24 protein-coding genes and 1 tRNA gene are annotated in these 26,305 nt (G+C 48.8%); 14 read left to right on the top strand and 11 right to left on the bottom strand.

The annotated features are described in order from the left end of the window. Positions 1-207: 207 nt before the first annotated feature. Positions 208-1,017 carry a sulfite exporter TauE/SafE family protein gene (locus tag KOSB73_RS08150; protein WP_098140379.1) on the bottom strand — a complete coding sequence of 270 codons (810 nt, stop codon included), beginning with the start codon at positions 1,015-1,017 and terminating at the stop codon, positions 208-210. Between the two features lie 100 nt (positions 1,018-1,117). Here KOSB73_RS08150 and KOSB73_RS08145 point away from each other — a divergent pair, with 100 nt between their 5' ends. Then, complete coding sequence (locus KOSB73_RS08145; protein WP_098140378.1) at positions 1,118-1,915, top strand: AraC family transcriptional regulator; 798 nt, start codon at positions 1,118-1,120, stop codon at positions 1,913-1,915. 7 nt (positions 1,916-1,922) lie between these two features. On the opposite strand, the gene KOSB73_RS08140 is transcribed toward KOSB73_RS08145, so the two are convergent. From KOSB73_RS08140 to KOSB73_RS08130, 3 genes are read right to left on the bottom strand one after another with little or no spacing between them, the layout of a single operon-like run. Next, positions 1,923-3,710 carry an aryl-sulfate sulfotransferase gene (locus tag KOSB73_RS08140; RefSeq protein ID WP_004132528.1) on the bottom strand — a complete coding sequence of 596 codons (1,788 nt, stop codon included), beginning with the start codon at positions 3,708-3,710 and terminating at the stop codon, positions 1,923-1,925. 23 nt (positions 3,711-3,733) lie between these two features. Then, the gene (locus KOSB73_RS08135; RefSeq protein ID WP_004132530.1) at positions 3,734-4,477 is read right to left on the bottom strand and encodes an ABC transporter ATP-binding protein; all 744 of its coding nucleotides are present in this window, start codon (positions 4,475-4,477) and stop codon (positions 3,734-3,736) included. After that, a complete protein-coding gene (locus KOSB73_RS08130) occupies positions 4,474-6,042 on the bottom strand; it encodes an ABC transporter permease (protein ID WP_024359104.1) in 1,569 nt (522 codons plus the stop codon). The genes KOSB73_RS08135 and KOSB73_RS08130 overlap by 4 nt, the downstream gene beginning before the upstream one ends. Before the next feature lie 222 nt (positions 6,043-6,264). Here KOSB73_RS08130 and KOSB73_RS08125 point away from each other — a divergent pair, with 222 nt between their 5' ends. Then, positions 6,265-7,332, top strand: coding sequence for an ABC transporter substrate-binding protein (locus tag KOSB73_RS08125; protein ID WP_098140377.1), 1,068 nt, complete (start codon positions 6,265-6,267; stop codon positions 7,330-7,332). Here the strand turns inward: KOSB73_RS08125 and KOSB73_RS08120 are convergent. Beyond that, entirely contained in the window at positions 7,329-8,273 is a 945-nt protein-coding gene (locus KOSB73_RS08120) for a LysR family transcriptional regulator (RefSeq protein ID WP_004132534.1), read from the bottom strand. The genes KOSB73_RS08125 and KOSB73_RS08120 overlap by 4 nt on opposite strands. Before the next feature lie 330 nt (positions 8,274-8,603). Here KOSB73_RS08120 and KOSB73_RS08115 point away from each other — a divergent pair, with 330 nt between their 5' ends. Next, complete coding sequence (locus tag KOSB73_RS08115; protein ID WP_004099299.1) at positions 8,604-9,167, top strand: C40 family peptidase; 564 nt, start codon at positions 8,604-8,606, stop codon at positions 9,165-9,167. Positions 9,168-9,220: 53 nt separating this feature from the next. On the opposite strand, the gene phoE is transcribed toward KOSB73_RS08115, so the two are convergent. Continuing rightward, entirely contained in the window at positions 9,221-10,273 is a 1,053-nt protein-coding gene (gene phoE, locus KOSB73_RS08110) for a phosphoporin PhoE (protein ID WP_004129421.1), read from the bottom strand. Between the two features lie 290 nt (positions 10,274-10,563). Here phoE and proB point away from each other — a divergent pair, with 290 nt between their 5' ends. The 9 genes from proB (at position 10,564) to KOSB73_RS08065 (ending at position 17,672) form a co-directional block, all read left to right on the top strand. Then, on the top strand, positions 10,564-11,667 hold the full coding sequence (gene proB, locus KOSB73_RS08105) for a glutamate 5-kinase (protein WP_004099297.1): 1,104 nt from the start codon (positions 10,564-10,566) through the stop codon (positions 11,665-11,667). Between the two features lie 10 nt (positions 11,668-11,677). Continuing rightward, on the top strand, positions 11,678-12,931 hold the full coding sequence (proA, locus tag KOSB73_RS08100) for a glutamate-5-semialdehyde dehydrogenase (RefSeq protein ID WP_004132541.1): 1,254 nt from the start codon (positions 11,678-11,680) through the stop codon (positions 12,929-12,931). A 112-nt stretch (positions 12,932-13,043) separates the two neighbouring features. Further along, positions 13,044-13,119: transfer RNA gene (locus tag KOSB73_RS08095), tRNA-Thr, on the top strand. A gap of 175 nt (positions 13,120-13,294) precedes the next feature. Then, complete coding sequence (locus tag KOSB73_RS08090) at positions 13,295-14,509, top strand: tyrosine-type recombinase/integrase (RefSeq protein WP_098140376.1); 1,215 nt, start codon at positions 13,295-13,297, stop codon at positions 14,507-14,509. A 326-nt stretch (positions 14,510-14,835) separates the two neighbouring features. Then, positions 14,836-15,036, top strand: a complete 201-nt coding sequence (locus tag KOSB73_RS08085; protein WP_049594956.1) for a helix-turn-helix transcriptional regulator — start codon at positions 14,836-14,838, stop codon at positions 15,034-15,036. Positions 15,037-15,186: 150 nt separating this feature from the next. Then, positions 15,187-15,471, top strand: a complete 285-nt coding sequence (locus KOSB73_RS08080; protein WP_098140375.1) for a hypothetical protein — start codon at positions 15,187-15,189, stop codon at positions 15,469-15,471. A gap of 72 nt (positions 15,472-15,543) precedes the next feature. Continuing rightward, entirely contained in the window at positions 15,544-15,846 is a 303-nt protein-coding gene (locus KOSB73_RS08075) for a hypothetical protein (protein WP_098140374.1), read from the top strand. Positions 15,847-15,914: 68 nt separating this feature from the next. Further along, on the top strand, positions 15,915-16,154 hold the full coding sequence (locus KOSB73_RS08070; protein WP_098140373.1) for an H-NS family histone-like protein: 240 nt from the start codon (positions 15,915-15,917) through the stop codon (positions 16,152-16,154). A 750-nt stretch (positions 16,155-16,904) separates the two neighbouring features. Then, a complete protein-coding gene (locus tag KOSB73_RS08065) occupies positions 16,905-17,672 on the top strand; it encodes a hypothetical protein (protein ID WP_098140542.1) in 768 nt (255 codons plus the stop codon). Between the two features lie 629 nt (positions 17,673-18,301). Here KOSB73_RS08065 and KOSB73_RS08055 read toward each other — a convergent pair. Together KOSB73_RS08055 and KOSB73_RS08050 are read right to left on the bottom strand one after the other, a co-directional pair. Next, a complete protein-coding gene (locus KOSB73_RS08055; protein WP_265470600.1) occupies positions 18,302-20,623 on the bottom strand; it encodes an AAA family ATPase in 2,322 nt (773 codons plus the stop codon). 260 nt (positions 20,624-20,883) lie between these two features. Beyond that, positions 20,884-21,261 (bottom strand): hypothetical protein, encoded by a 378-nt coding sequence (locus KOSB73_RS08050; RefSeq protein ID WP_098140371.1) that lies wholly within the window; start codon positions 21,259-21,261, stop codon positions 20,884-20,886. A gap of 636 nt (positions 21,262-21,897) precedes the next feature. Here KOSB73_RS08050 and KOSB73_RS08045 point away from each other — a divergent pair. After that, a complete protein-coding gene (locus tag KOSB73_RS08045; protein ID WP_098140370.1) occupies positions 21,898-22,452 on the top strand; it encodes a membrane lipoprotein lipid attachment site-containing protein in 555 nt (184 codons plus the stop codon). 17 nt (positions 22,453-22,469) lie between these two features. Then, positions 22,470-23,126 (top strand): hypothetical protein, encoded by a 657-nt coding sequence (locus tag KOSB73_RS08040; protein ID WP_098140369.1) that lies wholly within the window; start codon positions 22,470-22,472, stop codon positions 23,124-23,126. Positions 23,127-23,232: 106 nt separating this feature from the next. Here KOSB73_RS08040 and KOSB73_RS31005 read toward each other — a convergent pair whose 3' ends face one another. The 3 genes from KOSB73_RS31005 to mobQ form a co-directional block, all read right to left on the bottom strand. After that, positions 23,233-23,664, bottom strand: coding sequence for a hypothetical protein (locus KOSB73_RS31005; RefSeq protein WP_204320734.1), 432 nt, complete (start codon positions 23,662-23,664; stop codon positions 23,233-23,235). Next, complete coding sequence (locus KOSB73_RS08030; RefSeq protein WP_098140368.1) at positions 23,661-24,611, bottom strand: ParA family protein; 951 nt, start codon at positions 24,609-24,611, stop codon at positions 23,661-23,663. Before KOSB73_RS08030 ends, KOSB73_RS31005 begins: the two co-directional genes overlap by 4 nt. 209 nt (positions 24,612-24,820) lie before the next feature. Continuing rightward, positions 24,821-26,227, bottom strand: coding sequence for a MobQ family relaxase (mobQ, locus tag KOSB73_RS08025; RefSeq protein ID WP_098140541.1), 1,407 nt, complete (start codon positions 26,225-26,227; stop codon positions 24,821-24,823). Positions 26,228-26,305 lie beyond the last annotated feature (78 nt).

The following is a 26,305-nucleotide window of genomic DNA, read 5'->3' as shown; positions in this document are numbered from 1 at the left end:
TTTCCCTTATCGGCCACGGCGCCTCGCGAGAGCATGCGCAAGAAAAATGACAGCAGAATGACCCGGACAAAACGCCCGAGATTCACGCATCAGTAAGGCTTTTTCCCGGGTCGCGCTGCGCTTATCCGGGCTACAGCTCTACCGCCATTTGCCGAACGGTAGCCCGGACAGGTGCGCAGCACCGCCTCCGGGAAGCAGCTTCCCTTTTCACCCCCACACGCTCATCACCAGCAGCACGGCAATCAGCAATAGCGGATAAATTCGCACATGCCAGCGATCCGGTAAACGCGCCAGCCAGCGGGAGGCGATTTTTAATCCCAGCCAGCTTCCCGCCACCAGCTGCGCCGCCGCCGACAGCCAGATATTGCCGACAAACCCAGCCGGCAGCGCCACCGGCGACAGCCACGCCATCACCAGCCAGGTGAGCGTCGCCGTTGCCGCCAGCGGCAGCGTCAGGAGGTTGGCCATCGCCGCGGCTTCAGACATCAGCACGCCGCGACGGCGCATCAGAGGAACCGTCATCACGCTTCCTCCGACGCCGAGAAAAGAGGCGATCAGGCCAATGACGCCCCCTACCGTCAGCTCATGGGGCGCCGTCGGCACCACCCGGCTGGACGGCGGCGTCATAAATCCGGCGCGAAGGTAGCAATCGATAATGGTCGCCAGCAGGTAGATAACGAACAGCCAGCGGATCCACTCGCCGTTCACCTGAAGCGCCAGCAGCGCGCCGGCGATACCGCCAACGGCAATACCGGTGAGCATAGCCCACAGACGACGCCAGCTCAGGGTGCCGGTACGCACGTGCCTCCAGGTCGCCAGCAGCGCGGAACAGAGCATTACCAGCGCCGAGGTGGCGACGGCAATCTGCATCGCCTGTTGCCCGACGGCGCTTTGCGCTCCCCACCCGCTGGTTGCCAGTAAATAGAGCAGCGGGACGGTAACGAAACCGCCGCCGAAGCCAAAGAGCCAGGTCGTGATGCCGGAAAGTATGCCGCACAGAAAAAGCCAGTCGCTCATTGGAACGCCTCCACAAAAGGAGGTAACGATATAGAATAAGCCGATGGCCGGCTTACGCTTTAAAGCCAATCTATTACGAATTTCAGCCAGGGCTACACTTATGCGCAACGTTGCGATTGATGACGTCGACCATCTTCCTCGCCCGGTACTGGCGCTGGGCAGCGACTATCCGCCCAATACGCTACTGGAGCGCCACAGCCACCGCCGGGCGCAGTTTCTGTACGCCATGCACGGATTAATGAAGGTCGAAACCGATGACGGCCAGTGGCTGGTGCCGCCGTTCAGCGGAGTCTGGATCCCGGCGACGAAACCGCATCGCGTCTGGATGCCCGGCGTCAGCACCCACAGTCTGTATATTGACGCGCGGGACGCCCCGCGGGAAAGCGAGCGCTGCGAGGTCTTACAGGTCTCCCCGCTGATCCATCAACTGCTGCTGGCCGCCTGTCGGCTACCGCTGCTGTATGAAGAGAGCGGGCGCGATGCCGCCCTGATTACGCTGCTGCTCCATGAACTGCGCGCCGCCGCGCCGCTGCCGATGTTTACGCCGCTTCCGCAGAATAGCCGCCTCGCCGCGCTATGCGCCGATTTTCAGCGCCAGCCGAGCATCCGCAGTACGCCGCAGCAGTGGGCGCAAAAGCTGAGTAAAAGCGTACGCACGTTTAATCGGCTATTTCGCCGCGAGACCGGGATGGCGTTTTGCGACTGGCGCCAGCAGGCATGCCTGATGTACGCCATGACGGCGCTACGTGAAGGGAGTTCGGTTACCGAAGTCGCGCTAAGTCTGGGCTATGAGTATCCGGCCGCCTTTACCGCGATGTTCCGCAAAGCGATGGGCTATTCGCCGATGGCGTTTATCCGTCAGATCAACGGCGGACCGGCACACGCCAGTCCGCCGTAGTCGCGGATTATCCGGCTGCGCGATTCAGCCAGTCAAACAGCGTGTCCACCGAGAGCTGCGCAGGCGCGCGCAATGCTAGCTGCCCCGGTTTAATCAGCAGCAGCGTCGGCAGGCCGCGCACGCCGAGGTCGCTCGCCAGCGCCTGATGCCGGTCGGCATCCAGATAGCGCGTATCCAGTTGAGCAATTCGCGAGCTGAGTTTTCCCTGCGCCAGCAGCTGCCAGAGCTTGCGGCAGTGCACGCAGCGTTCAGCGCCAACGAACAGCAGCACCGGCCGTTCGCTCTCCAGTTCGCTCGCCGCGCCGATCGGCGTGAACGCGCTTTCCGCGACGCGGAACAGCTTCGGACTGCGGCGCAGGGTATCGTTATCGGTTGCCACGCACAGCGCATCGGCGCTTTTACTGTACGGCTGCACGCCCGCCACCCGGACCACGCTTTGCGCCGGTCCCGCTGCCGCCGCGCCGGGCTGGCGCAGGGTTCGTACATCGACCGCCGCAATCGGCGTCTCCTGCGGCTGCGCCAGCTGCGGGATCCAGCCGTAGGGAATGCGGTAGGCGCGATAGACCATATTGTTGTTCAGCGTCTTACCCCAGAACGGCGAAATATATTCCCAGACAATTTCGTGGTCGCGGGTCACTTCAAAAATGCGCCCGTTCGATCCTTCGTTAATCAGGGTATTGCCGTTTTCCAGGCGCTGCATGTTGCTGATGTACGGACTGTAAAAGCGGTACGAATCGGTCGGCTGCGGTAGATCCGCTTCATAGGGCGAGTAGCGCCATTCGATATCGAGGGTCAGCGGGTTGATCTCCAGGATCCGGGAGTAATCGCGCCAGGCGTTTTTCACCCCGTCCGTCGACGCCGGATTCGGCGCGCCGTATCCCGCCCAGCCGCCGTTATCGAAAATCAGGATATTGCCCGCGCCCGGCAGCCCCTGCGGGATCATATGCGCATGGTGCTGGCCGATGATCCAGCCGATGTGCTTCAGCTCCGGCTTGCTGTAGTCCGGGCCCAGTTGCCAGACGATCTTGCCGCTCTGTTTGTCGATAATGGCGATAACGTTGGATTCACGGGCGTCCCAGATAATATTGTCGGGATGAAAACGTTCATCGCCGGCGTCATACCACTTATTCGGCCCCAGCGCCGACATCGAGTTGATATGCATCCAGTCGCCCATTCCGCCGCCGCTGGCGCGCATGTTCGGGTTGTTGTACAGCGCGGTGCGCGCCGCATCGTCAAAGCCTAGTTCGTGAAAATGGTCGCTGCAGCGCCACTCCCACACCACGTTGCCCTGCCAGTCAACTTCAATAATGGTGTCATCCAGCAGCAGCTTGTCGGAGATCGCTTCATTGACCAGATTGGTGTGGGCGAGGATCAGGGTATTGCCGCCATCCACCTGCGGCTCTAGCCCCGGCGCGTAGTAGCCCACCGGGTTGCCCGCACGCTGATAGTCATGATGCGCGCGCGCCATCCAGCGCGTTTCATTGCCCGGATCGCTCACCTGCTCATAGCGATCGAATTTCCAGGTGACGTTGCCTTCCCAGTCCACCTGGATCAGATCGAGCATATCCTGCATGCCGTAGCGCGGGTCGCGCTCGCCGCTATGGCCAAGGATTGCGCCGCCGGGCAGGATTTTATTGGGAAAGCCGTGCAGTTCAGGCCATTCGCGCACCACGCGGCCGTTCATATCCACCAGCACCGCGCCGTGTTCGGTGGCCTGGAAAAGGGTGTAGCCGCTCCAGGCGCGCGGCGGATCGTAGAGGGTGGCGCCGGTCGGATAGACGGAAGGATGTCCCATATATTGCTCCTTAAATAAAAGAATCAGGCAGTGGTAATCAGGTTACGAATCTGGCGGCAGGCGGCGCTAAACGAAGCATCATCGCGCTGGCGCGGATGGGGCAGCGCCAGGCTCACCACTTCCCGTATCCGCCCCGGACGCGGCGAGAGCACAACGACCCGGTCGGCCAGAGCGACGGCCTCTTCCACATCGTGCGTCACCAGCAGCGTGGTGGTTCCCGCGCGCTGGTGGATCTGTAAAAGTTCCTGCTGCAGGGTGTGACGCGTCAGGGCATCCAGCGCGCCGAAAGGCTCATCGAGCATCAGGATCTGCGGACGGGCCACCAGGCCGCGGGCAATGGCCACCCGCTGGGCCATCCCGCCGGAGAGCTGCGCGGGTAGCGCGTTGGCGAATTCGCTGAGCTGCACGCGTTCCAGCATTTCCAGCGCCCGCTGGCGCTTCGCCGCCCGGCTGAGCTTTTCATCCGCCAGACCGAGCATCACGTTGTCGAGCACGTTAAGCCACGGAAACAGCCGCGGCTCCTGAAACACAATGCCGCGCTCTTTGCCCACGCCGGTGACCGGCTCGCCGTTGATGCGAATCTCCCCCTGGGTCGCTGACTCCAGGCCCACCAGCATCCGCAGCAGCGTCGATTTACCGCAGCCGCTGCTGCCCACCAGCGCCACCAGTTCACCGGCGGCGATATCCAGGCTGAAATTCTGTAGCGCCGTTACCTGTTGCCAGGATTTACGCACGTGGCGAAAAGAGACCAGAGTCGAAGAGGTCATAGCTGCTCCTGTTGGCGCCAGCGGGTGACGCGCATTTCCAGTAAACGTCCGGCTTTATCCAGCGCCGCGCCGGTGATACCGACCAGCACCATGCCGCAAAGAATGGTGGGCATATCCAGCAGCTGCTGGGCATTGATCATCAGGCTGCCGATGCCAACGCCGGAGGACATGAAATATTCCGCGCCGATATTGCCAAGCCAGGCGTAAATCAGCGCCAGCCGCAGACCGGCGAAGATCCCCGGCGCCGCGCCGGGAAGAATGACTCTGCGCAGGCGCGCTACTTCACCTAACCGCAGCACTCTGGCGACCTCATCGAGCTGCGGGTTGCGCTGGAGCACGGCCTGCCGGGTGCTAAAAAACATCGGAAAGAACGACGCCAGCGCGATAAAAACGATTTTGCCGCCGTTATCGTTGCCCACCCATGCGGTCAGCAGCGGCAGCCAGGCAAACAGGGCGATATGGCGCAGCACGTTGAGCGTAGGGGTGAAGATTTGCCCGGCGCGCGGGCGCAGCGCCAGCAGCAGTCCGCAGAGCAGGCCCCCCGCAATCCCCAGCACGCCGCCGACAAAGGCCCGCCCGAGGCTTGCCAGCATCGCCGCGGTCAGCTCTCCGCTCAGGGCGCCCTGCATAAAGCGCGTCGCCACCGCCAGCGGCGAAGAGAACAACGCGCCATCGATCCAGCCCCACTGGCTTGCCAACTGCCACAGCGCCAGCAGCACCAGCGGCAGCTGCAGCGCCCGCCAGCTGGCCTGCGGTTTCCACGCCAGGCGTCCGGCGGCTGGCTGCGGCCAGAACACCAGACGGGCACAGGCGCGGTTCGCCGCCCACTCCATCAGCATGCCGCTCAGGCCAACCACCGCAATGGTGACGAAGACGATATCCAACTGAAACAGCTGACGGCCCCAGACCATCAGGTAGCCAATGCCTTCCGAAGAAGCCAGCAGTTCGACAACGATAAGCGATACCCAGGCCTGGGACAGCGCCAGACGCAGGCCGGTAAACCAGCCCGGCAGGCTGGCCGGGATCACCAGCCAGCGCAGCCGCTGCCAGCGGGAAAAGTTCATCACCCTTGCGGCTTCGCTCAGGGTCAGCGGCACGCCGGCCACCGCCTGCTGCGTATTAATGGTCATCGGCACCACGGTGGTTTTGACGATAACCGCCAGCTTGAGGCCGTTATCAATGCCGAACAGCACCATAAACAGCGGGATCCAGCCGAGCGTCGGGATTTGCGCCAGGGCGTAGAACAGCGGCTCCACGCGCTGCGCGGCGGCCGGGACCAGGCCGAACAGCGCGCCGAGCAGCGTGCCGGCAGTGGCCCCCAGCAGCAGGCCAAGCGCCAGATGCTGAAGGCTGAATCCCCACTGCGCCAGCAGGTCGCCGCTCAGCAGCGATAGCGCGGTATCGGCAACCACCGACGGCGCGGGCAAAATTTGCTCCGGCATCCATCCTTCGCGAGCGGCGACGTACCACAGCAGCAGCAGTAACGCCGGCAGCAGCCACGGCCAGCCGTTAAGCCTGAAGCCCGGCCTGGCTGGGGCATCGGTTCTTAAGATCATCTGCGACATATCGGTCCACTTTTCGGCAAGTTATGTCGCTATCAAAACGTGACTTCCCCTTCGCCGCCATTGCGTAAGGCGAATAATCCCGATGCATCGAATGCATTTCAGCCTGCCGGGCGCGCGGCGTCTGATTTAGCTTTTTTTCACCCAAGCTTGGCGAATAAAAGCATTTAACACGCGGCCCGTGGGCTCTTTAGGGTGAGAAAAAACTCAAGGGAGCAACACGTTATGATGAAAGCATTTTTTAGCCGCACCTTGCTGGCGCTGGTGGCGGTCATTGGCCTGGCGGCAAGCGCCCAGGCCGAAGCGCTGCGCACTATCCGCATCGGCGTGCCGGACCAGAGCGCGGGCAGTAAACCCTTTATTGAGGGGCCGGTCGGCATGGCGTTTATCCGCCATCAGCTGGAAGAGGTGTTTAAACCGCAGGGCGTGGAAGTACAGTGGCAGTTTTTCAAAGGTGCCGGTCCGGCGGTCAATGAAGCGTTAGCCAACCGCCAGCTGGATTTTGTCTATCTCGGCGATCTGGCGGCGATTATCGGTAAGGCCAATGGCCTGCCGACGCGCCTGCTGCTGGGCAGCCGCGGTTCGGAATCTTATCTGGCGGTGACCAAAGCCTCGGGGATTAAAACCCTGACCGATCTGCAAGGTAAACGAGTGGCGGTTTATCGCGGTACGGCGGACCAGCTGGCCTTTGACCGTGCGCTGCAAAGCGCTGGCCTCAATGAGCGCAGCCTGCAGGTGATCAATCTTGACTGGAATGCCGGCAAAGCGGCGCTGGCGGCCGGTCGCGTCGATGCGGTGTGGGGCGGCGTTTCGCTGCTGGCGCTGCGCGGCGATAAGATTGATGTGGTCGTCAAAAGCGGCGATTCCGGCCGTCAGAACACGACTCAGGCGGGATTCCTCGGCACGCAGACGTTTATTGACGCCTGGCCGCAGGCGACCCAGCAGATTATTAACGTGCTGGTGAAGAACGCCGCGGAAATCAACGACCCGGCTAATCGCGACGCCTGGTCCGCCGAGATGGCGCAGCAGAGCCAGATCCCGCAGGCGCTGTTTCTCGAAGAGCTGCAGCCGCAGGATCTGAACTTTACCACCTCGCCGCGTATCGACCCGTTCCTGACCGACAGCTTTAGCAGCAGCGTCGATCAGGCGAAATCAGGACGCCTGATCCGCAGCGCTTTTGACGTCAGCCAGTGGGTGGACGGCCAGTTTGTCGAGCAGGCGCTGAAATCCCTGCGCCTGGAAAACCGCTGGCCACAGTACGACGCCAAAGGCCTGGCGAAAGACGCCAGTTAACCTCCCTCCTCCTGCGCCAGCAGCTGCAGCTGATGCTGACGATCGGTATGAAGGATAATCTCAATCAGCTTCTCCACCAGCGGCGGCTGCGCCGCGTGAACCGGAGAGATAATGGCAAACCGGGTCTGCATCAGCCGCCACTCCTCAGGCAGATCGCTGAGCTCCAGCTTAACCAGCCGATGGCTGTGCTGGCACAGCGCGAAGCCGTCCTCGCTGGCAAAGCTAATCGCGTTGGTCTGCGCGAGGGTGGCAAGCAGCGCGTAGATATGGTCGCACTGAATCGCCGGGGTAAAGTCCTGCTGCTGGCTGAGTGTCGCCAGCACCTTGCGCACGCCCGGCGGCAAATAAGGTGCCGCAAAGGGGTAGCGCAGCATCGCCTGGATAGAGACCGGCCCCTGTTTGGCCAGCGGATGGTCGGCATGGCAGACGAAAAAGCAGCGCTGCGGGCTGAGCGGCTGAACGCGCAACTGCGGGTCGAGCTCGGCCTGCCAGCTGTCGGCGACCACAAAAGGGTAAAGCTGGGAGTTCAGCGCCTGATGCAGCGCCAGCCAGTTATCAATCTGAAAGCGCACCCTCGCCTGCGGTAAAAGGCGATGAAACCCGCCGACGGCGGCCGGAATCAGCCTCGCGGCAGGGGCCGGGCCGCAGCCAAAGGCGACCTCGCCGTTTTGCGCATCGTCCGCTTCGCGCAGCTGGCTGCTGAGCTCCACGTTCAGCTCCTGAAAGCGGCGGGCGTAGGGCAGCAGCTTTTGCCCGTGCAGGGTGAGCGTCGGTAGCTTACTCTGGCGGTCGAATAAAGGATGGCCGACGCTCTGCTCCAGCGCCTGAATGCTGCGGCTGAAGGCCGACTGCGACAGGCACACCGCCTCCGCCGCGCGATTAAAACTGCCGTATTCAACTAGCGCCACAAAGTTGCGCAGTTGGCGAAAATCCAGATGCATTGGCCGCCCCACTCTCTCTTTTAGGCTACAAAAGTACTGGAGCGCAGCCAGGCGGCGCAATGCCGGGATGATGAGGATTTTTCACCCAGTACGGAAGCCGAGTAGGCGTCCAGCATTCGGATATTTGTGAAATATTGTTTCACGAAGAAAAAAATTATTAACATGACAGGTTCGTTTTTTGCCATAAATAATCAGCGTTAATTATCACTGCGCGAACCGGCCTATATTATTTACGTAAGGTTTCGTAAATTTTGCGTTTGGTCATTCTGAGGCCGTAGCGAATCGGCTATAAAATATCACGGCCCGTTTTCAGTGACGAAAAACAATGATATGAAGCCCAGACTCTCTCACGCGCTACTATTTGTTCCTTTTTTGCTTTTGGCAGGATGTTCATCCTCATCAAAACCGCATAAAACCGCCGCCCAGAGTAGCCACTCGACCATTGACGGAGGTTCTGACGATCTGATCCCGGTGATCGCCGCGCTGCACGATCAGATGCATACCTGGGAGGGAACGCCCTACGAATGGGGCGGGACGGAGCAAAGCGGCGTCGACTGCTCCGGGTTTGTCTGGCGTACGCTCAAAGATCGCTTCAACTTGCCGATGGAGCGCATCACCACTCGCGAACTGCTGCACATGGGCGAGCGCGTAAGCCCGCGCCAGCTGCGGCCGGGGGATTTAGTTTTCTTCCGTATTAAAGGCGGCATGCACGTCGGCTTCTATGATACCGACCGTAATTTCCTTCACGCCTCCACCAGCCAGGGCGTGATGCGCTCTTCGCTGGATAATCCGTACTGGCAATCGGTATTCTACCAGGCGCGCCGTCTGCCGAAGGAATATAACGCCCAGATAACGATGAATAACGATAATCTGCATCTGGCGAAAAACCGTTAATCACAAATAATAAAGCCGCCCTGTTACCACGGCGGCTTTATTGTCGAGAAGACTTAGAACTGGTAGGTCATACCGACAGCGACGATATCGTCATCGTTGATCCCGAGCTTATTATCGCTCTTCAGCTGGTTGATTTTATAATCAACAAAGGCGTTCATGTTTTTGTTGAAGTAATAGGTCACGCCAACATCAATGTAGTTGACCAGGTCTTCGCTTCCCACGCCCTCGATATCCTTGCCTTTTGACAGCACGTAGCCCAGGGACGGACGCAGGCCGAAGTCGAACTGGTACTGCGCCACGGCTTCAAAGTTCTGCGCTTTATTGGCAAAACCGCCGCTGATTGGCGTCATTTTGCGGGTTTCGGAGTACATGGTCGCCAGGTAGATATTGTTGGCGTCATATTTCAGGCCGGTCGCCCAGGCTTCCGCTTTTTTACCCGTACCGCGGGCCAGCAGGTTCTGATCGTTCGTACGGTCGGAGCTGGTGTAGGCCGCGCTGACGGCGAAATCGCTGCCGCCGAAGTCATAGCTTAACGCGGTGCCAAAGCCGTCGCCGTTCTGTTTTTTAGCTTCACGGCCTTCGTTTTTGCCCTGGTACTGCAGAGTCAGATCCAGGCCATCCACCACGCCGAAGAAGTCGGTATTGCGGTAGGTTGCCAGGCCGCTGGCGCGTTTGGTCATAAAGTTATCGGTCTGCGCGGAAGAGTCGCCGCCGAATTCCGGGAACATATCGGTCCAGGCTTCGACGTCGTACAGCGCGCCGAGGTTACGACCGTAGTCAAATGAACCGTAGTTTTTGACTTTCACCCCGGCGAACGCCAGGCGCGTTTTCTGCGAAGAGTCGCTTTCGGTTTTGTTGCCGGAGAACTCCGATTCCCAGCGGCCGTAGCCGGTCAGATCGTCGTTAATCTGCGTTTCGCCTTTGATGCCGAAACGAACGTAGGTCTGGTCGCCATCTTTGCTGTCATAGTCGCTCATATAGTGCATCGCTTTGACTTTGCCGTAGACGTCCAGTTTATTGCCGTTTTTATTATAAACTTCTGCCGCCTGGGTAGCCGAAGAAGCAATAAGACCCATCATCATTAATGCCAGTGAGCTCTTTTTCATTATCTAGTCCTGGTGATTTATTTATACGCGCTAATCAATTCCGGGCGGAAGCCCTGTCAAAAACTGCAGGTTTTTTAACGCTCTAATATTAAAAATTTATGACAACATGGAACTTTTTATAAAAAAGGGAATTTAATTATTTCCGTCATGAATGTGTCACGTTTCCCCGCCAGAATGCCCGATCCGCGCAAGGAAGTGGTTCGTCCACCACGCCAGGTGTTGGCAAGCGGGCTGACTCCTGTTACAACATCAACTCGATATCGAAACTCCTTTTTGAACGGCAGAGAATCATGAGTGATAGCCAGACGCTGGTGGTAAAACTGGGCACCAGTGTTTTAACGGGCGGATCCCGCCGCCTGAACCGCGCCCATATCGTTGAATTAGTGCGCCAGTGCGCACAGCTGCACGCGATGGGCCACCGAATTGTGATAGTGACTTCCGGGGCGATAGCCGCCGGACGTGAGCACCTCGGCTACCCGGAACTGCCCGCGACCATCGCGTCCAAACAGCTGCTGGCAGCGGTTGGTCAGAGCCGTCTTATCCAGCTGTGGGAACAGCTGTTTTCTATTTATGGCATTCACGTCGGCCAGATGCTGCTGACCCGCGCCGATATGGAAGACCGCGAGCGTTTCCTTAACGCCCGCGATACCCTGCGCGCGCTGCTGGATAACAACATCGTGCCGGTGATTAATGAAAATGACGCCGTGGCGACTGCCGAGATTAAAGTCGGTGATAACGATAATCTTTCGGCACTGGCGGCGATTCTCGCGGGCGCAGATAAACTGCTGCTGCTGACCGATCAGCAGGGCCTATTTACCGCCGACCCGCGCAACAACCCGCAGGCCGAGCTGATTAAAGACGTGTACGGTATCGATGACGCCCTGCGCGCGATCGCGGGCGACAGCGTATCGGGTTTAGGTACCGGCGGTATGGGTACCAAGCTGCAGGCCGCCGACGTCGCCTGCCGCGCGGGCATCGACACGATCATCGCCGCCGGTAGCCGTCCGGGCGTGATTGGCGACGTGATGGAAGGGGTTTCCGTTGGCACCCGCTTCCACGCCCAGGAGTCGCCGTTGGAAAACCGTAAGCGCTGGATTTTCGGCGCGCCGCCGGCGGGCGAAATTACCGTGGACGCCGGCGCGACCCAGGCGATTCTCGAACGCGGCAGCTCCCTGCTGCCGAAAGGGATTAAAACCATCACCGGCAACTTCTCGCGCGGCGAAGTGATCCGCATTCGCAGCCTTGAAGGCCGCGATATCGCCCACGGCGTCAGCCGCTATAACAGCGATGCGCTGCGCCGCATCGCCGGGCAGCACTCGCAGCAGATCGATGCCATTCTGGGCTATGAATACGGCCCGGTCGCCGTCCACCGTGACGACATGATTATCCGTTAAGGAGCTGAAAATGCTGGAACAAATGGGCATTGCTGCCAAAGCGGCCTCGTATAAACTCGCGCAGCTTTCCAGCCGCGAAAAGAACCAGGTGCTGGAAAAGATTGCCGACTATCTTGAAGCGCAGACCGACGCGATCCTGCGCGCGAACGCTGAAGATCTGGCGGAAGCGCGCGCCAACGGTTTAAGCGAGGCGCTGCTCGATCGCCTGGCGCTCAACCCGGCGCGCCTGAGCGGGATTGCTAACGATGTTCGTCAGGTCTGCAGCCTGGCCGACCCGGTCGGTCAGGTGATCGACGGCGGCCTGCTCGACAGCGGCCTGCGCATTGAGCGACGCCGCGTGCCGCTGGGCGTAGTGGGCGTGATTTACGAAGCCCGTCCGAACGTGACCGTCGACGTCGCCTCTTTGTGCCTGAAAACCGGCAACGCGGCGATTCTGCGCGGCGGCAAAGAGACCTGGCGCACCAACGCCGCCACGGTGAAAGTGATTCAGCAGGCGCTGCAGGAGTGCGGCTTACCGGCGGCCACCGTGCAGGCGATTGAGAGTCCGGATCGCGCGCTGGTCGGCGAGATGCTGAAGATGGATAAGTATATCGATATGCTGATCCCGCGGGGCGGCGCAGGTTTGCACAAGCTGTGCCGCGAGCAGTCGACGATCCCGGTGATCACCGGCGGTATCGGCGTTTGCCATATCTATATTGACCACTCCGCCGACGTTGCCGAAGCGCTGAAGGTTATCGTTAACGCCAAAGTGCAGCGCCCGAGCGCCTGTAACTCGGTCGAAACGCTGCTGGTGCATCAGGATATCGCCGAACGCTTCCTGCCCGCGCTGAGTAAGCAGATGGCGGAAAGCGGCGTCAGCCTGCACGCCGATGCGGCCTCCCTGCCCGCGCTGCAAAACGGCCCGGCCAGCGTAGAGCCGGTGAAAGCGGAGCAGTATGACAATGAGTATCTGTCGCTGGATCTGAACGTGAAGGTGGTGGCCGACCAGGATGAAGCGGTAGCGCATATTCGCGAGCACGGCACCCAGCATTCCGACGCCATCCTGACGCGCACCCTGGGCAACGCGAACCGCTTTATCAACGAGGTGGACTCCTCGGCGGTGTACGTCAACGCCTCTACCCGCTTTACCGACGGCGGCCAGTTCGGCCTCGGCGCGGAAGTGGCGGTCAGCACCCAGAAGCTGCACGCGCGCGGCCCGATGGGCCTGGAAGCCCTGACGACCTATAAGTGGATTGGTTTCGGCGACGATACCATTCGTGCTTAATGCTAATTGGGTGATGCAAAAGTAGCCGTTTGATTCGCAAGGGCATTGACGCATCACCCACTTAGTTTTAACCTTCTATCCCGTGCTTACGTTCGTCAGCACGTCTTGCAGGGCCGATATAGCTCAGTTGGTAGAGCAGCGCATTCGTAATGCGAAGGTCGTAGGTTCGACTCCTATTATCGGCACCATCCTACCTATTTTAACGTCTCCCCAAGTCTACTCAAACACCCTTTAAACCCTTATAATACGCGGTTTCAAGGCCCTTATTGTCTCTGCTCGTCTACTCACGTTCACAGAAATCTACGGTGAGTTGGGGGCATCGGTGGGGGCATATCGTGTTCGGTCTAGAGGAGATGCCCCCAAATGAAGCTCAATGCCAGACAGGTAGAGACTGCCAAGCCCAAAGATAAACCCTACAAGTTAGCGGACGGTGGGGGCATGTATCTGGAGGTGTTCCCGAACGGCACCAAAAGCTGGCGCATGAAATACCGTATCGCAGGTAAAGAAAAACGTGTGGTGTTTGGCGTCTACCCGACCATTACCTTAGCCGATGCCAGAAGCAAAAGAGATGATGCTAAAAAGCTGCTGGTTAATGGCGTTGATCCGAGTGCGTTTAAGCAAGAAAGCAAACAAGCCCACATCGAAGAAGTCAAAAACACCTTTCAGCAAATTGCGCTTGAATGGCACAACATGAAAGTGAAGAAATGGTCTGCGGGGTATGCCTCTGACATCCTTGAAGCGTTCAACAAAGACGTTTTCCCGTTCATTGGTCAACGGCCTGTTGCAGACATTAAGCCGTTGGAACTGCTAAACGTGCTGAAAAAGATGGAAGACCGAGGCGCGACCGAAAAAGCCAAGAAAGTGCGTCAACGCTGCGGTGAAGTGTTTCGCTATGCCATCGTGACAGGCCGAGCCGAGTATAATCCCGCGCCAGATCTCACCAGTGCCATGCAAGGGCATGAGTCTACACATTACCCATTCCTGACCACCGAAGAACTTCCCGCTTTCTTTAAAGCCCTTGCTGGCTACTCTGGCAGTGAATTGATGGTGCTGGCAGCGAGATTGCTGATCATTACCGGTCTGAGAACAGGTGAATTGCGCGGTGCATTATGGTCGGAAATCGATACCAAGAAAGCGCTATGGGAAATTTCTGCTGAACGCATGAAAATGCGCCGTCCTCATATCATCCCGCTATCTAGCCAAGCCTTAGCCATTATCGAACAGATCAGAGCAATGACGGGGCAATTTCCTTTACTGTTTCCGGGGCGCAATGATCCAAGTAAGACCATGAGCGAAGCCAGCATCAATCAGGTGTTTAAGCGAATTGGTTATACAGGCCGGGTTACGGGTCACGGCTTCCGTCATACCATGAGCACCGTTCTTCATGAACAGGGCTACAACACCGCATGGATTGAAACCCAACTGGCCCATGTTGATAAGAATGCTATCCGTGGCACCTACAACCATGCGCAATATCTCGATGGCAGACGTGAGATGCTGCAATGGTATGCTGACTACATGGCAAGCCTTGAGAAAGGCGGCAATGTAGTGCAGGGTGCGTTTAATCGGCGTGGGTAAGGATAACGGCTGATGAAAGAGGGGCTATGTCTTAACGGGCATAGCCCTTTTTCTTGGCTAAAGCAGATAAGAATTAGGTCAGAATTTAAACTGATATTGATTAACTAATTGATTAATATGAAAATTGTAAAATACCTTAAAACAGCAAAATAAATAGCACTTATTGCTAAATCGCTCTACACCCCGCCCAGTGACAGCTCTCCCGCCATTCCATCTGTTTTTGTATGAAAAACACTCAATTCAAGTTCAATTCTGATTTTCCGAGGGTTGAACGTCATAAGCGATCTGCAGATACTACATTCATCAAAACAACAACGGAGAAATATATGACAACAAGAAGACTTATTCGCCTGCCGGAAGTGATGAATAAAACAGGATATAGCAAAGCATGGATTTATCGACTTATTAGCAGGGGCGTATTCCCAGAACCGATAAAGATTGGCATAAGAGCTAGAGCTTTTGTAGAAAGTGAAATCGATGAATGGATTGAAAACATTATTCAGTTTTCACGTAAACATGCTGATTAATGGAAAATACACTATTAATACGATGAGGAGGTTTTATGTAAAACGTTAAACGCTGTGTTTTTTACAATATAAAAAAATAAAAAAATAAAATATTTTATGCATTAATAATGCAGGGTATTTTACACTATAAACAAAGAAAAGGAAAAATAAATGAATAAGAAAAATAATGGTTTTGATAGGATCGCTACTGAGATGTTTCTACTATCAGCAATGCAAGAGTATTACCGTATCTATTGGGATATAGTCAAAAAAGGGCCAAAAGAGGCATTTAATTTACTTACTGATAATCATCATATGGAAACAGTCTATGACCAAGTAATCGAACGAGCTAAAAAGGGCGTAGCCAAAAATAAGCGCTATCTTATCGATTTTGAAGGGGTGAGAATGGAGGTAATGACGCTGCATACCAAAGCCTTAGTGTTAGCCTATATGTAAATCTATTTGGCCCCTTATTGGGGCTGAAAATAAACAAAATATTAAATAATCATATAAAAGTGAGGGTTAATTATGTCTAAAAATAATAAAGTTAAAAACAAATCTACAAAACTGTTCCTTGATCTTGCTAAAAGATCGTTTGAGACAAGTTGGATCAGTTTACAAAATGATCACGATGGGGATATAAGAGAGTATATTAGTGATCATGATTTTATGAGTGCAACTATCATGTGCGTGATAATGCATATTAAAGATAACTTTGAGAGTTTAACACAGAAAGAAGGAAATAATGTGAATATTGACGAGGTTGATCTTAAGGTTATCGCTAATCTGTTGGTAAGGCATTCGTATTTATTTGTTCATAAATCTTTATAGTTTCCTTTGAAGATATATTTGCCCCGTAAAGGGCAGATAAAAACACTTATGACAATAGGAGAAAACTGATGATTGATGAGTTCCACGTTATGTTTATGTATAAAAAAATCCAAGCTGAAGCCGCTACTACAGATATGAAAACACTGAATCAACTATTGAATAAATTTCGAAAAGTGGTAGAGGAGCGGCGTGAGGAGTATTATCAGGAGATTGGTGAATATAAGGTGCGTAAGCTAAAGATGAAAAGACTCCTCAAGTTGATGGCGCGAGATGGTATTTCACCACAGGAACTATGTGACTGGCAGTAGCCAGTCTACAAGAAATATACTCATTAAGTTCCATCGAAAATTAGTAAAATCGGTGTTTGCGAAAGTTTGATAGTTATTAATCTCTACGTTTTACATTTGGTTATTAGCGGCTATCGCCACGATCATTAATGAAAAAATCCATCATTAACAGGGATAAGCCCTGTCCAGCGAAGTGATTGTTGTAGACAATCACCAAGTGCTGCTTTGATAAATAGTTTTTTGATCCAATAGCAAAAATATATTTATGTCAGCATTAGGGCGTAGCCGTGCGTCAGCACATGAGCGTTAGCTCATAGATGGTGGGGATTTTCAAAAAAAAGATTTTAGTTAAATAGAAAGGAATACTTAGCAATAAATAATTAGAAACCCCAGATGGCGATCATAAAAATCGCCCGGTTTCTTTTAATCCTCTTAAGTATTATCTCTTACTTCTTGCAAAATTAAGTTAAGACAAAAACGGCCTGTAGCCCTTGGGGAATAAGGCTTGTGTTAGAAAACCACGACTGACTATACGGTCAGTATTACTGACTCTATGGTCAGCATTACTGACTGCACGGTGAGATTTTCTGACTCTGTAGTCAGTTCTTATATCATTTTTAAGCTAAAAAATGACAGTGATTTAAATCATCGTCACGGGAAAACTTGCGATTTATAAAATATTTTCGCAAAAAAATATGCAAAAAACTTGATATCTGTTTCAAGCATGGTATTTACTTTATTATAAATAAAACAATAAAAGGTGATAATATGATTAAAGAAATGGAAGTTGACTTGGATTTAGGCTTAAACCCTTTTTGCTTTGAAACAGAACTAAAGATTGAGACAAGAAAGAAAAATCTGACTGTTTCAAGGGGAACGGAACTTATCGAAAGAAAAGATGCCAGTCGAAGCTACTTTGCTAATATTGTGCATACACAAGAGGTTGATAAAGAAGAGTTCATCAAACTCTATACATCACAAATAAAAGCCTACTTTGATCTCACGAAAACAGCATACAAAGTATTTTTTATCTTTTTACGTATTTATCAAGATGCGATAGGCAAAGATCATTTCTACCTGAGTTGTAAAAAAGCAATGTCTCTTGCGGAAAAGATAGATCATTTTGTCTTATCTGAATCTATCTTTTACCGGGGGATAAAGGAACTCATCGAGAAACGCATTATTGCTAAAACTAATGAAAAAAACTGGTATTTTATAAACCCTGCTATTGTCTTCAACGGTGATAGGGCTCGCTTCGTTTCAGAGATTAGGAAAAAGAAAGAGACGATAGAAATTGAACGAGACGAAAGCGTGATTGATAGTCGGGGAAACTATACTAATCATGAAGGTCAGCTTAGGTCTATCGAGTCAGTCATTGAAAATGTAAACAACCAAGAAGATATTGATGTTTTAATCGCCAGATTACAGGCTAAAAAGTCTCAAGGGGCGATCATGATTAAAAGTGTGAAAGAGGGTATCTCTGTGGATAATGTAAGCCTTGTAGCACCAGAAGAGCCGATAGATTGGGATACTATCTAAATAGGTGTTCCGAATAGTAGATCACTTAGTAACTAATGGTTATTACTCCATTGTTCATCATTACGACTTTGGAGCCTTGATACCAAGGGCTTTCGTGCTGGAAAGCTGACTATTCCTTGTGCCACAAGGCTTGTGCTGGGTGTAGCGGTATTAGGAACAGCTATTTAGGATGATAGATTATAACAGCCTGCATCCCAATAGATCTTTAAGTAAACTGGATGATTATTATTCCTGTGGTAGCGTGAAAGCTAACGCGTCAGATGAATACACATTGATGAACGCTCTTGATCTAAAGGATCTACGCGAGGCCTTAGCTGAAGATATCTTCTTATAAGAACTGGAAGCCTCCGGTAGAATCTTGCTTAATGCTGACATAATGGCGATGTGGTGATATTCAGCGATGGTGAGTTTGAGCATGAGGTCGAGATTGATCTCTATGAGATGTTGCCTCAGGCAGTTGATAGGATGAAGATTACTGTTGTGTTAAATGAAGATGACAGGGAATTATGATTTTTATGCTGCCCTAATTATCTATTATTGATGATATGTTTAAGAATGCTTAATTGTAGTAATTAGAGATGCTTGAATATATGGCAATATTGTTAACAATATTGCCATGTGCAAACTTCTTACATGCTGTCAACTAATGCTTGATATTGTTCAGGATCTTTTCTTTGAATTGTATCCAATACAAATATTGCTAATTTTTTGAATGCAGGAACGTCAACGGGAAGCATACTTCTGTCAAAAATTTCCTCTAAATGAGATAGCTCATTATTTACCCTGTTCGCAATATCCACAGCAAGCTGATTATTGTCAAAAAATAAATAAAGTTTTTCATCATTTGGCTTATTGTTTGGGTATTTATAGTATAAGTATGCTTCAAGAAATTTCCTCAAGTTGTTCCCAAAGTTATAGTATGAATCGTGGTTGTTATCTTCGATATTGCCATATGCACATTTATAAATTTGCCCAAAAAGATAATTAAATTCTGTGATGTATTTTTTTAGATATTTAGGCATTACTTTCAAAGTGCTGATAGTTTCTCCTCGATCCAATAAAAAATATCCACAACTTTCTTTATTTGCATCATCTTTGGGTTTTGATAGTCTTTTTATATATTTTAAAAAGTCCAAATTATGTGTCGATATAAATATCTGATGATATTTATAACTATTCCTTTGCCCTTGGTTTTTAATTGGACGGGTGAGAACATCTTCGATCAAGCTATATATGAAAAATATATGATTGTTATCTAAGCTAGAAATAGGGTCGTCGATCCATATGATTAGGTCTTTATTTGCTGAATCAACGTCACCTAGCTTAGCCATGAAGTAACAAAAAGATACAAGACTACATTCGCCTTCACTTAAGTTATCTGCGAGGGTATCACCTCTATAAATTTTGAAATTAACACCATGAGTCTCGGTATTATTGAAGGGTCTTAGGTTTAAGCTATTATGCCCAAAATGATTTTTTAGAAAAAGATTTATTTTTTCTGCACCATAGCTTTCATCTCTTTGTTGATCAAGATGATTTTGAATATCAGTATTGAAACTATTGATTTGTTCTTGTATTTTATTTTTTTCCTGCTCAAGAGTTTTATACTCATTTACTAAAGAGGATATTTTTTCCTTTTCTTTAATATAATTAATGTCAGTAATGAACTGACTTACTTCTGTAAGGCGAAGGATATTTCTAGCTGCATCTTGATCACTCTTCAGATTTCTTATTTTAGTATTATGCGCTTGTCGAATACTTTCCAGAGAATTATATATGGCTTCTAAATCATAACTTTCTTCAATGATTATTGAAGGCATCGGTGTAAATATTTCTTTGAGTCTCTCTTGCAACGAATTTTTCATGCTCATTAAGAAATTATCATATAAAACAATCTCTTTGCTAAATCTAGATAATACGTCAAAATAGTCAGTATGTAATAATGAATAAATCTGTTCCTGATTAATAGGTAGGGATGTTGGTAATGTATTAATTACAGTATCTATATCAGAAATAAGATCATTTATTAATCCTCTTAGTTTTTCTGATTCTTTATTGAAATGTGAATCCAACTGCTCCCATAAATTATGAGGAATCACCCCACCACAAAAAGCACAAGTATCTCTTACCCCTTTATGTAAGTTTATCCCACTTCGAACCCACTCTTGTAGGAGTGAGTTGTTAATTAGATCCTGTATGGTTTCGTCAGGTTTCACTTCATAAGAGAGTAAATTATTAGCTTGGGTTTGTAGTAAAAGTGTTTTATCAGAAAACGTTACTTTATCCAGTAGGAAATCTTTACTTTTCTCTGATAGCAAATTAACTAGCTTTGCTTGTTCTTCTTGAGGAATATCTCTTATTGGGTTGTTCAGTATTGTTTTGATGTCTTCTTCTATTGAGTTAATATTGTATGTGACTTTTTGATATAAATGATTTGTTTTAATTTGCCTATTAGCTTTTTCACGTAGTTTATTTTCTAAATTTTCAGATGTTGATTGGAATTCTCTTTTTTTATTGTTATATTCTAAGTTTTTTAGATTGTAGTTACAAACAAGTCCTTTTTGGTTATCACCGATAATATCTTTTAATTCAACTATTTTATTTTCTATATCAATATTTCTTTCACCCAATATTGCAAAGGATTTAATATCTCCATCTGAGTTAAACAACCACTTTAAGTTATCTTGTACAAAATCTCGATTATATACCCTTACATTTCGAGAATTATTTACCAGTGTATCATGGCTAATTAACTCACCAGTAGTGAATTCAAAAGAGTATTCCGAATTAGGATATTTATCATGAACCTTATAAAGCTCCAGACTTCTCATTATTCTTGATAGGGTTGTTTTCCCAGAATAGTTCCTACCATAAAAAATGTTCATTTTTTTTAACTCAGCAACATTGTTACCTTCATCTCGGACTGAGTTATTCCATGAAAATTGTTGAATACAGCGAAGTTATTTATGTGTAATATTTTTCTTAACATATGAAAACCTTTTATGGCTCATGCTTATAGTTAAGGACAATTTTCAATTATTATTGATCTTATTAATTTTTCTTGCAAGAGTATTTAATTTGAGGGAATAAATATTATGATCGTGATAATTATAACTTGTGGAAACTAACTGTCTTTACTTGTTTATGGAGTATTTGAATAAATTGGGTCTGATGCATAAAACAGACCCATCAATGATGTTGCTTTTATCAACTAATCCAACAATCCCTTCGAAACCTTACTCGCCGTTTGGCTGAAATTATATCGCTCAACAACATTTCCCTTGAACCAGATCTCAAGGGAGTTCATGTGAGCTGTATTGCTGTTCTTCAGTAGGGCCAGACCGGGAATGTAGTTCGAGATCTGGCTCTCGCCTGACATGCTGGAGTAGGACCACATTTCCTGACCATCATTGGTGGCTCGTGTTTGTGGTTCCCCGAAAGCATTAATAACATCTTGCTGGGTTGTTTTTCCTTTAACGATTTTGTTTTTTACGGTTTGTTGGGATTCATCTTTAAGGGATTTGTTGCCATAGGTAGTGCAAGCGGTAAGAGGTAGGATCACCAACGCAGCGATAAACAGTTTTCTCATGTTAACTCCATATAAACAGTAAACGTAAAAATAGGCGTAAAGAGGCCGGGACCAGCGTTGTGTTGCTGCTGTCCATTGAAATAGGTCATGTTAATTAGTGGTGAAGAAAGCCGCTTATCAGAAGCCTATGAGTTTTTCTATCTAATCAGCTAACGGCATCCTTCACTGTTGTTTTCCCTGATGTTGCATTAATAAAACCTACGCTAAGGCCATAGAACAGTGCTGGCTGTTGGTCATTGGGTTTGACGTTCTATACCCATGAACCAACCCACAAACGGTCCAGTGATCCTTCTGTTCACTTTATCCAGTAACGATTCATCTAGCAAGAAAATGATCGGTATTGCAGATCGATAAATTAAAATTGATAGTTTACATCGATCAATCGTTCCCTATCGATCGGTGTTTTAATTGTTTTAATCGATCGATATGTATTTAATGATATATTTTAACTATCATTATTTTGATTTTGATCGTTACAAACGATATGACGGTCCACAAAAATAATTTAATCCTATCAATTGGTTAATCAGGTGGTTTTGTTGCGTTATGCCAGTAAGAACAAGCCTTACCGACTAAAGATGTGCAGCAGACTACCTCTACATAACAGCATTTCTGATTATCAGGATGGATAGGAAGATGAAGAAGATTTTACTCGTTGCTGGTACAGCTCTTGTTCTGGCGGGATGTGGTGAGAAAGGCGATTTTGAAAAGGCTATCAACGCGAAAATTTCAAAATCAAAGGTGTGCTACTCCCTGCAAAACAATGACTTTGCGTTCAACAAAGGTTTTCCAGTAAAGGTTAATCATGGCTACCGTTCTGCTGGATACAATGCCAGCGATGAAATCCTGAAAGGTCTTGTTGAACAGGGTCTGCTTAATTTTTCACAACAGGCGAATGGCTTTAGCAGTGTTGATGTTCTGGAGGTCACCGACAAAGGCCAGCAAGTTGATTTTTGGGACCGTGAGGAAGGTGCCTGTGTCGGTCATCGTGTTGTTGCTGAGATCACCAGTTGGACTGAACCGAGTGATGGCGCTGGCGCTAAAATCACACAAGTGACTTATACGTGGAAACTCGACGCTGTTCCGGAGTGGATTGATAAAAATGCTTTCTCTAGCGTCAAGGGAATGGCTGAACCCGAAGAAGCCAAAATTGTTCTGGTGAAAACTAATAACGGCTGGGCCGCTCGGTAATTACAGGAAAAGACGCTATGAACACTATTTATTCGGCGTTTTTCATCGATCTGCTGATGAACATACCATCACTGGCACCGGTGCTGTTTCTCCGAAAGACACAAAAGAACGTGAAGGGATCGCTGGCCCTTAGACTTTTTCTGCTTAACGCCTTCTTGGTGCTATCACTGGTAACGGTATCGCAGAATACAACACAAAAATATGGACTGTTCCCTGTATGGCTGGTTTTTGCCGCCATTGGGTTATTTGTGGTCATGCTGGTGCCAGCGGTAAAATTCATGCGTAAGCATTTAACTGTAGGTAAAAGCAGGGGTGTTATCCTTTCATCATTCCTGATTATCAATGCTATTAGGTTTCACAGCGTGTTTTCAAATGCTTATGGCAGCGGATACACGCTTAATGGATACAATGTGGTGTGGACGTTGTTCTTCCTGTTTGCCTGCCTGCTGGCTTATCTTGGTTGTGCTGGGAGTAAAACATATTCTGGTTATTCTGCGTCGTCATCTGCATCGCAACCAGAATATTTTAAACCGACCAAAGAGTATGAAACACAATCTCAAATTGACTACGATATTGCTGTAAAGGGGCGGAGTGTTCTGTCTGATCCCAATCTGAGTATTATTGAGCAGCAGCGTTATAGGAATACAATAAAAAATATAGATACGCATTTTTGATAATATTTAAGAATAGAGGGTGCCATTCGCCATAATATAACAAATTGTTTTTTTGTAATATGCCAGCCATCGTCCGATGGTTGGCATATATGATCAGTGTAAAATATTACTTATCCTTGTCTGAAATAGTCATGTCCATTCTTCGTCTTTCGATGGTTTTAATAATATTCATAATTATCACATCTCGATTTTGTCGTGAGGTTGATTTTATACCAATCATGTCTGCTAATCTCTTTAATGATTGCACCGTCGGGAATAACAACTCGTCAGAAAGGTTTTTATTTATTTCATCAATGGATAGACTTTTCATTTGACCAACAAACTCTGTTAGTTGAGCATGAGTCTCATTATTAGCGATAGTAGTAGGTTCTTCTTTTAACCTCTTCTTGCTAGACGATATGCTCTTACTTATTTTATGCTTTTCTTCCAGCAACCTTAAGATATCATCCAATGCATAATCCACGGTTTTATTGGGGTAAAATGACATTATTTTTGTTATGTATTGAGCAAGAGCTATCAACTCATGAGTTTTTATCATAAATCCTCCAGTTTTTCGCACAATTCACTCACGACCCCTTCAAAATAGTTACTCTGTTTTTCTGCATTAGCTTTAGAACGAGGTAAATTATCATAGCTATAAACAGTAAGGTTGTTTTCTGCTGCGACAGAAATCCCATCTCCATCTGTTATATACTTCTCAAAAACCATTCCGGGATTTTGAGACTTTACATCACTTATTGTTCCTTCATGTGTGCCTTTAGGTTTTTTATCATATTCATCGACCATGTTGAATATAATCCCTAACATTTCCGTGTCAGTAAAGTCAATTTTTGAACTGGAATATTGTATCATTCCTCTGAAGTTTGTGTTTAATTTATCTATCTCTGTTTTAATAAGCGATATACCTACAGTGGATAAAAAGTCTGGTATTGCTGGAATTAGGTATAACTCACTGGCAAAGAAAGCATTCTGAGTAACAAGGTTAATATTCGGTGGGCAGTCAAGAAGTATATAATCATACTCATCACCTACTTGGTCAATGGCATGTTTTATTATGGCCATTTTTTCTAATTCAAGTTCTGTTTCTTTTTGATGTGAGGCTGCACTTTTCTTCTCACGAGCTAACATCATATCAACAAGAACTAATTCGTGATGGGAAGGGAGTAAATCAACATTCACCCATACTCTACCGGGGCTAGAATTTACTGCGTTCTTTATAATGGCTTGTTTTGTATCAAAGTCTTTTCCATCAAAGTAATTGTCAAAAATATTTTTTAGTGTCGGTTTTTTATCTGTATAAACATATTTTACGTAACCATCAACACCTAGGGCCAAATAAGATAAGTTTGATTGTGGGTCTAAGTCAATTAATAACACCTTAGGGTGTTCATCTGAACTTCGCATTAGTCCTACGCCGAGGTGCAATGTTAAGGTAGACTTACCTACACCACCTTTCCAGTTTATCATGCTGATTACTTTAGCCATGTGAATATCCTTTTGTTAAATTATGTTTATATCATCTAAATAATTTTATTTCAGACTATTTATCTAAACTAATGTTGCTGCTTTTAATTAGTGGTGTTGTGGAAGGTATTTATTAAATACTTTTATTGTTATTATGATGAACTCTTACATAAAAAACTCTAAACTTATCATTGATTATATCAATGCATTTTCACTTTTTAAACCTATTATTATTCTTTTTTAGTCCTTTGGTGAGCATAAAGTTTGGGATGTCTGAGTGTTGGCGCTGTTTGTCCTAAACCGGTTGGATGGGAAGAGATGTAGTCTAGTGTGCTATCTGGCAGTTCAGGCTTAGTTAAACGACTTGGAAAACGTCTAATCTCATCTTTGGTAGGCTTGTAATCATCACTGTTAAATTTGACACGTCTTTCATGCTCAGCACGTGGCACATAGATCCCCTGCACTTCATCAAACACATAGTTTTCGGCAATACGCTTGTCATGGTCAACATCAGGAGCAACAGGCTTCTTCTTGGCCCAGACGAATTTCTCTTTTATATATGCTATTACCAATAGCGTGAAACGCGTGAACACATCACTCTGACGGGGTTTGACCTGCTTCCTCTTACTTTTAAGAGGAGCGCGTTTGACCGCTCTGGCAGTTGAAGATGATGGGGTTTTCAATTTAGTGCGTGCATGAGGTGCAGGGGCGACCAGAACAGGCTGTTGATCCTCTGATGACGATGACTGCGTACTTGTTTCTGGCAATACGATTTCAACAGGCTCAGACAGTTCGGATATCGTGAAACTTCTAAGGTCAACAACGATCTGCAGATCTAAATCTTTGAAGATGTTGTATGTGGCCTGAGCTTCTTGTTTCATCTCATCACGAACAGCCTGTTCAGCAGCACGTTTTTCCTGAACCTGTTTGCTGTTCCACTTAGCACGGTGAACACGTTGCATTGGTGGACGGCTGGTTAACGTTGCTTTGGCAAGCCATAGCGCTTTTTCTTCAACGTCTAATGTAATAGCAGCGTTTTCGAGTGCTTCACTGTGTTGAGCATCAATAGAGCGATGATCAATACATTCATTACTGCCAGCATCAGTAAGATAACGATTGGCAATCACTGACCATGATTCACGCCAAAGGATTACGTTTTTCTTGTCGTTCCAGCTTCTTTCTTTTTTGCCAAAGCCATCAGCGGTGATTGGCTTTAATGTCAACATCACATGCGCATGGGGATTTTCACCATTGAGATCATGAAAAGCAATATCAGCAATCATTCCCTTATCAACGAAATTTTTCTGGCAGTATTCAGCTACTAATTTTATCTTGTCTTCATTGCTCAGTTCACAGGGAATAGCTATATCAAAATAACGGGCTGTTTGACCGTCTTTCTGACGCTCAACTCTTTCAACTTCATTCCACAGGGTGGTTGAGCTTTCGATAATATAAGAAGGAGCAGAATCAGGGGATAATATCTGATGATGGAATAAATCTGTTCTGTGGCTAAAATCGTAGGTATTGCCTGTACGATCATCTGTTATTCTGCAACGCGCGTGGTAGGCTGCCTTCCTACAGGAAGACATACCATCAGAGCGCTTCACAATTTTAAACTCCAGATGAAAAATCGCCATATAATAAATAACCTCAAATATAACCATGCTGCTGTTAGTTTTTCGCAAGAAAAAATTTTATGTTGACGTTGACCTGTC

It is taken from the genome of Klebsiella grimontii, from assembly GCF_900200035.1.
Lineage (GTDB): Bacteria > Pseudomonadota > Gammaproteobacteria > Enterobacterales > Enterobacteriaceae > Klebsiella > Klebsiella grimontii.
Note: the sequence above shows the minus strand (reverse complement) of the source record. Positions and strands in the feature narration are given on the sequence as shown.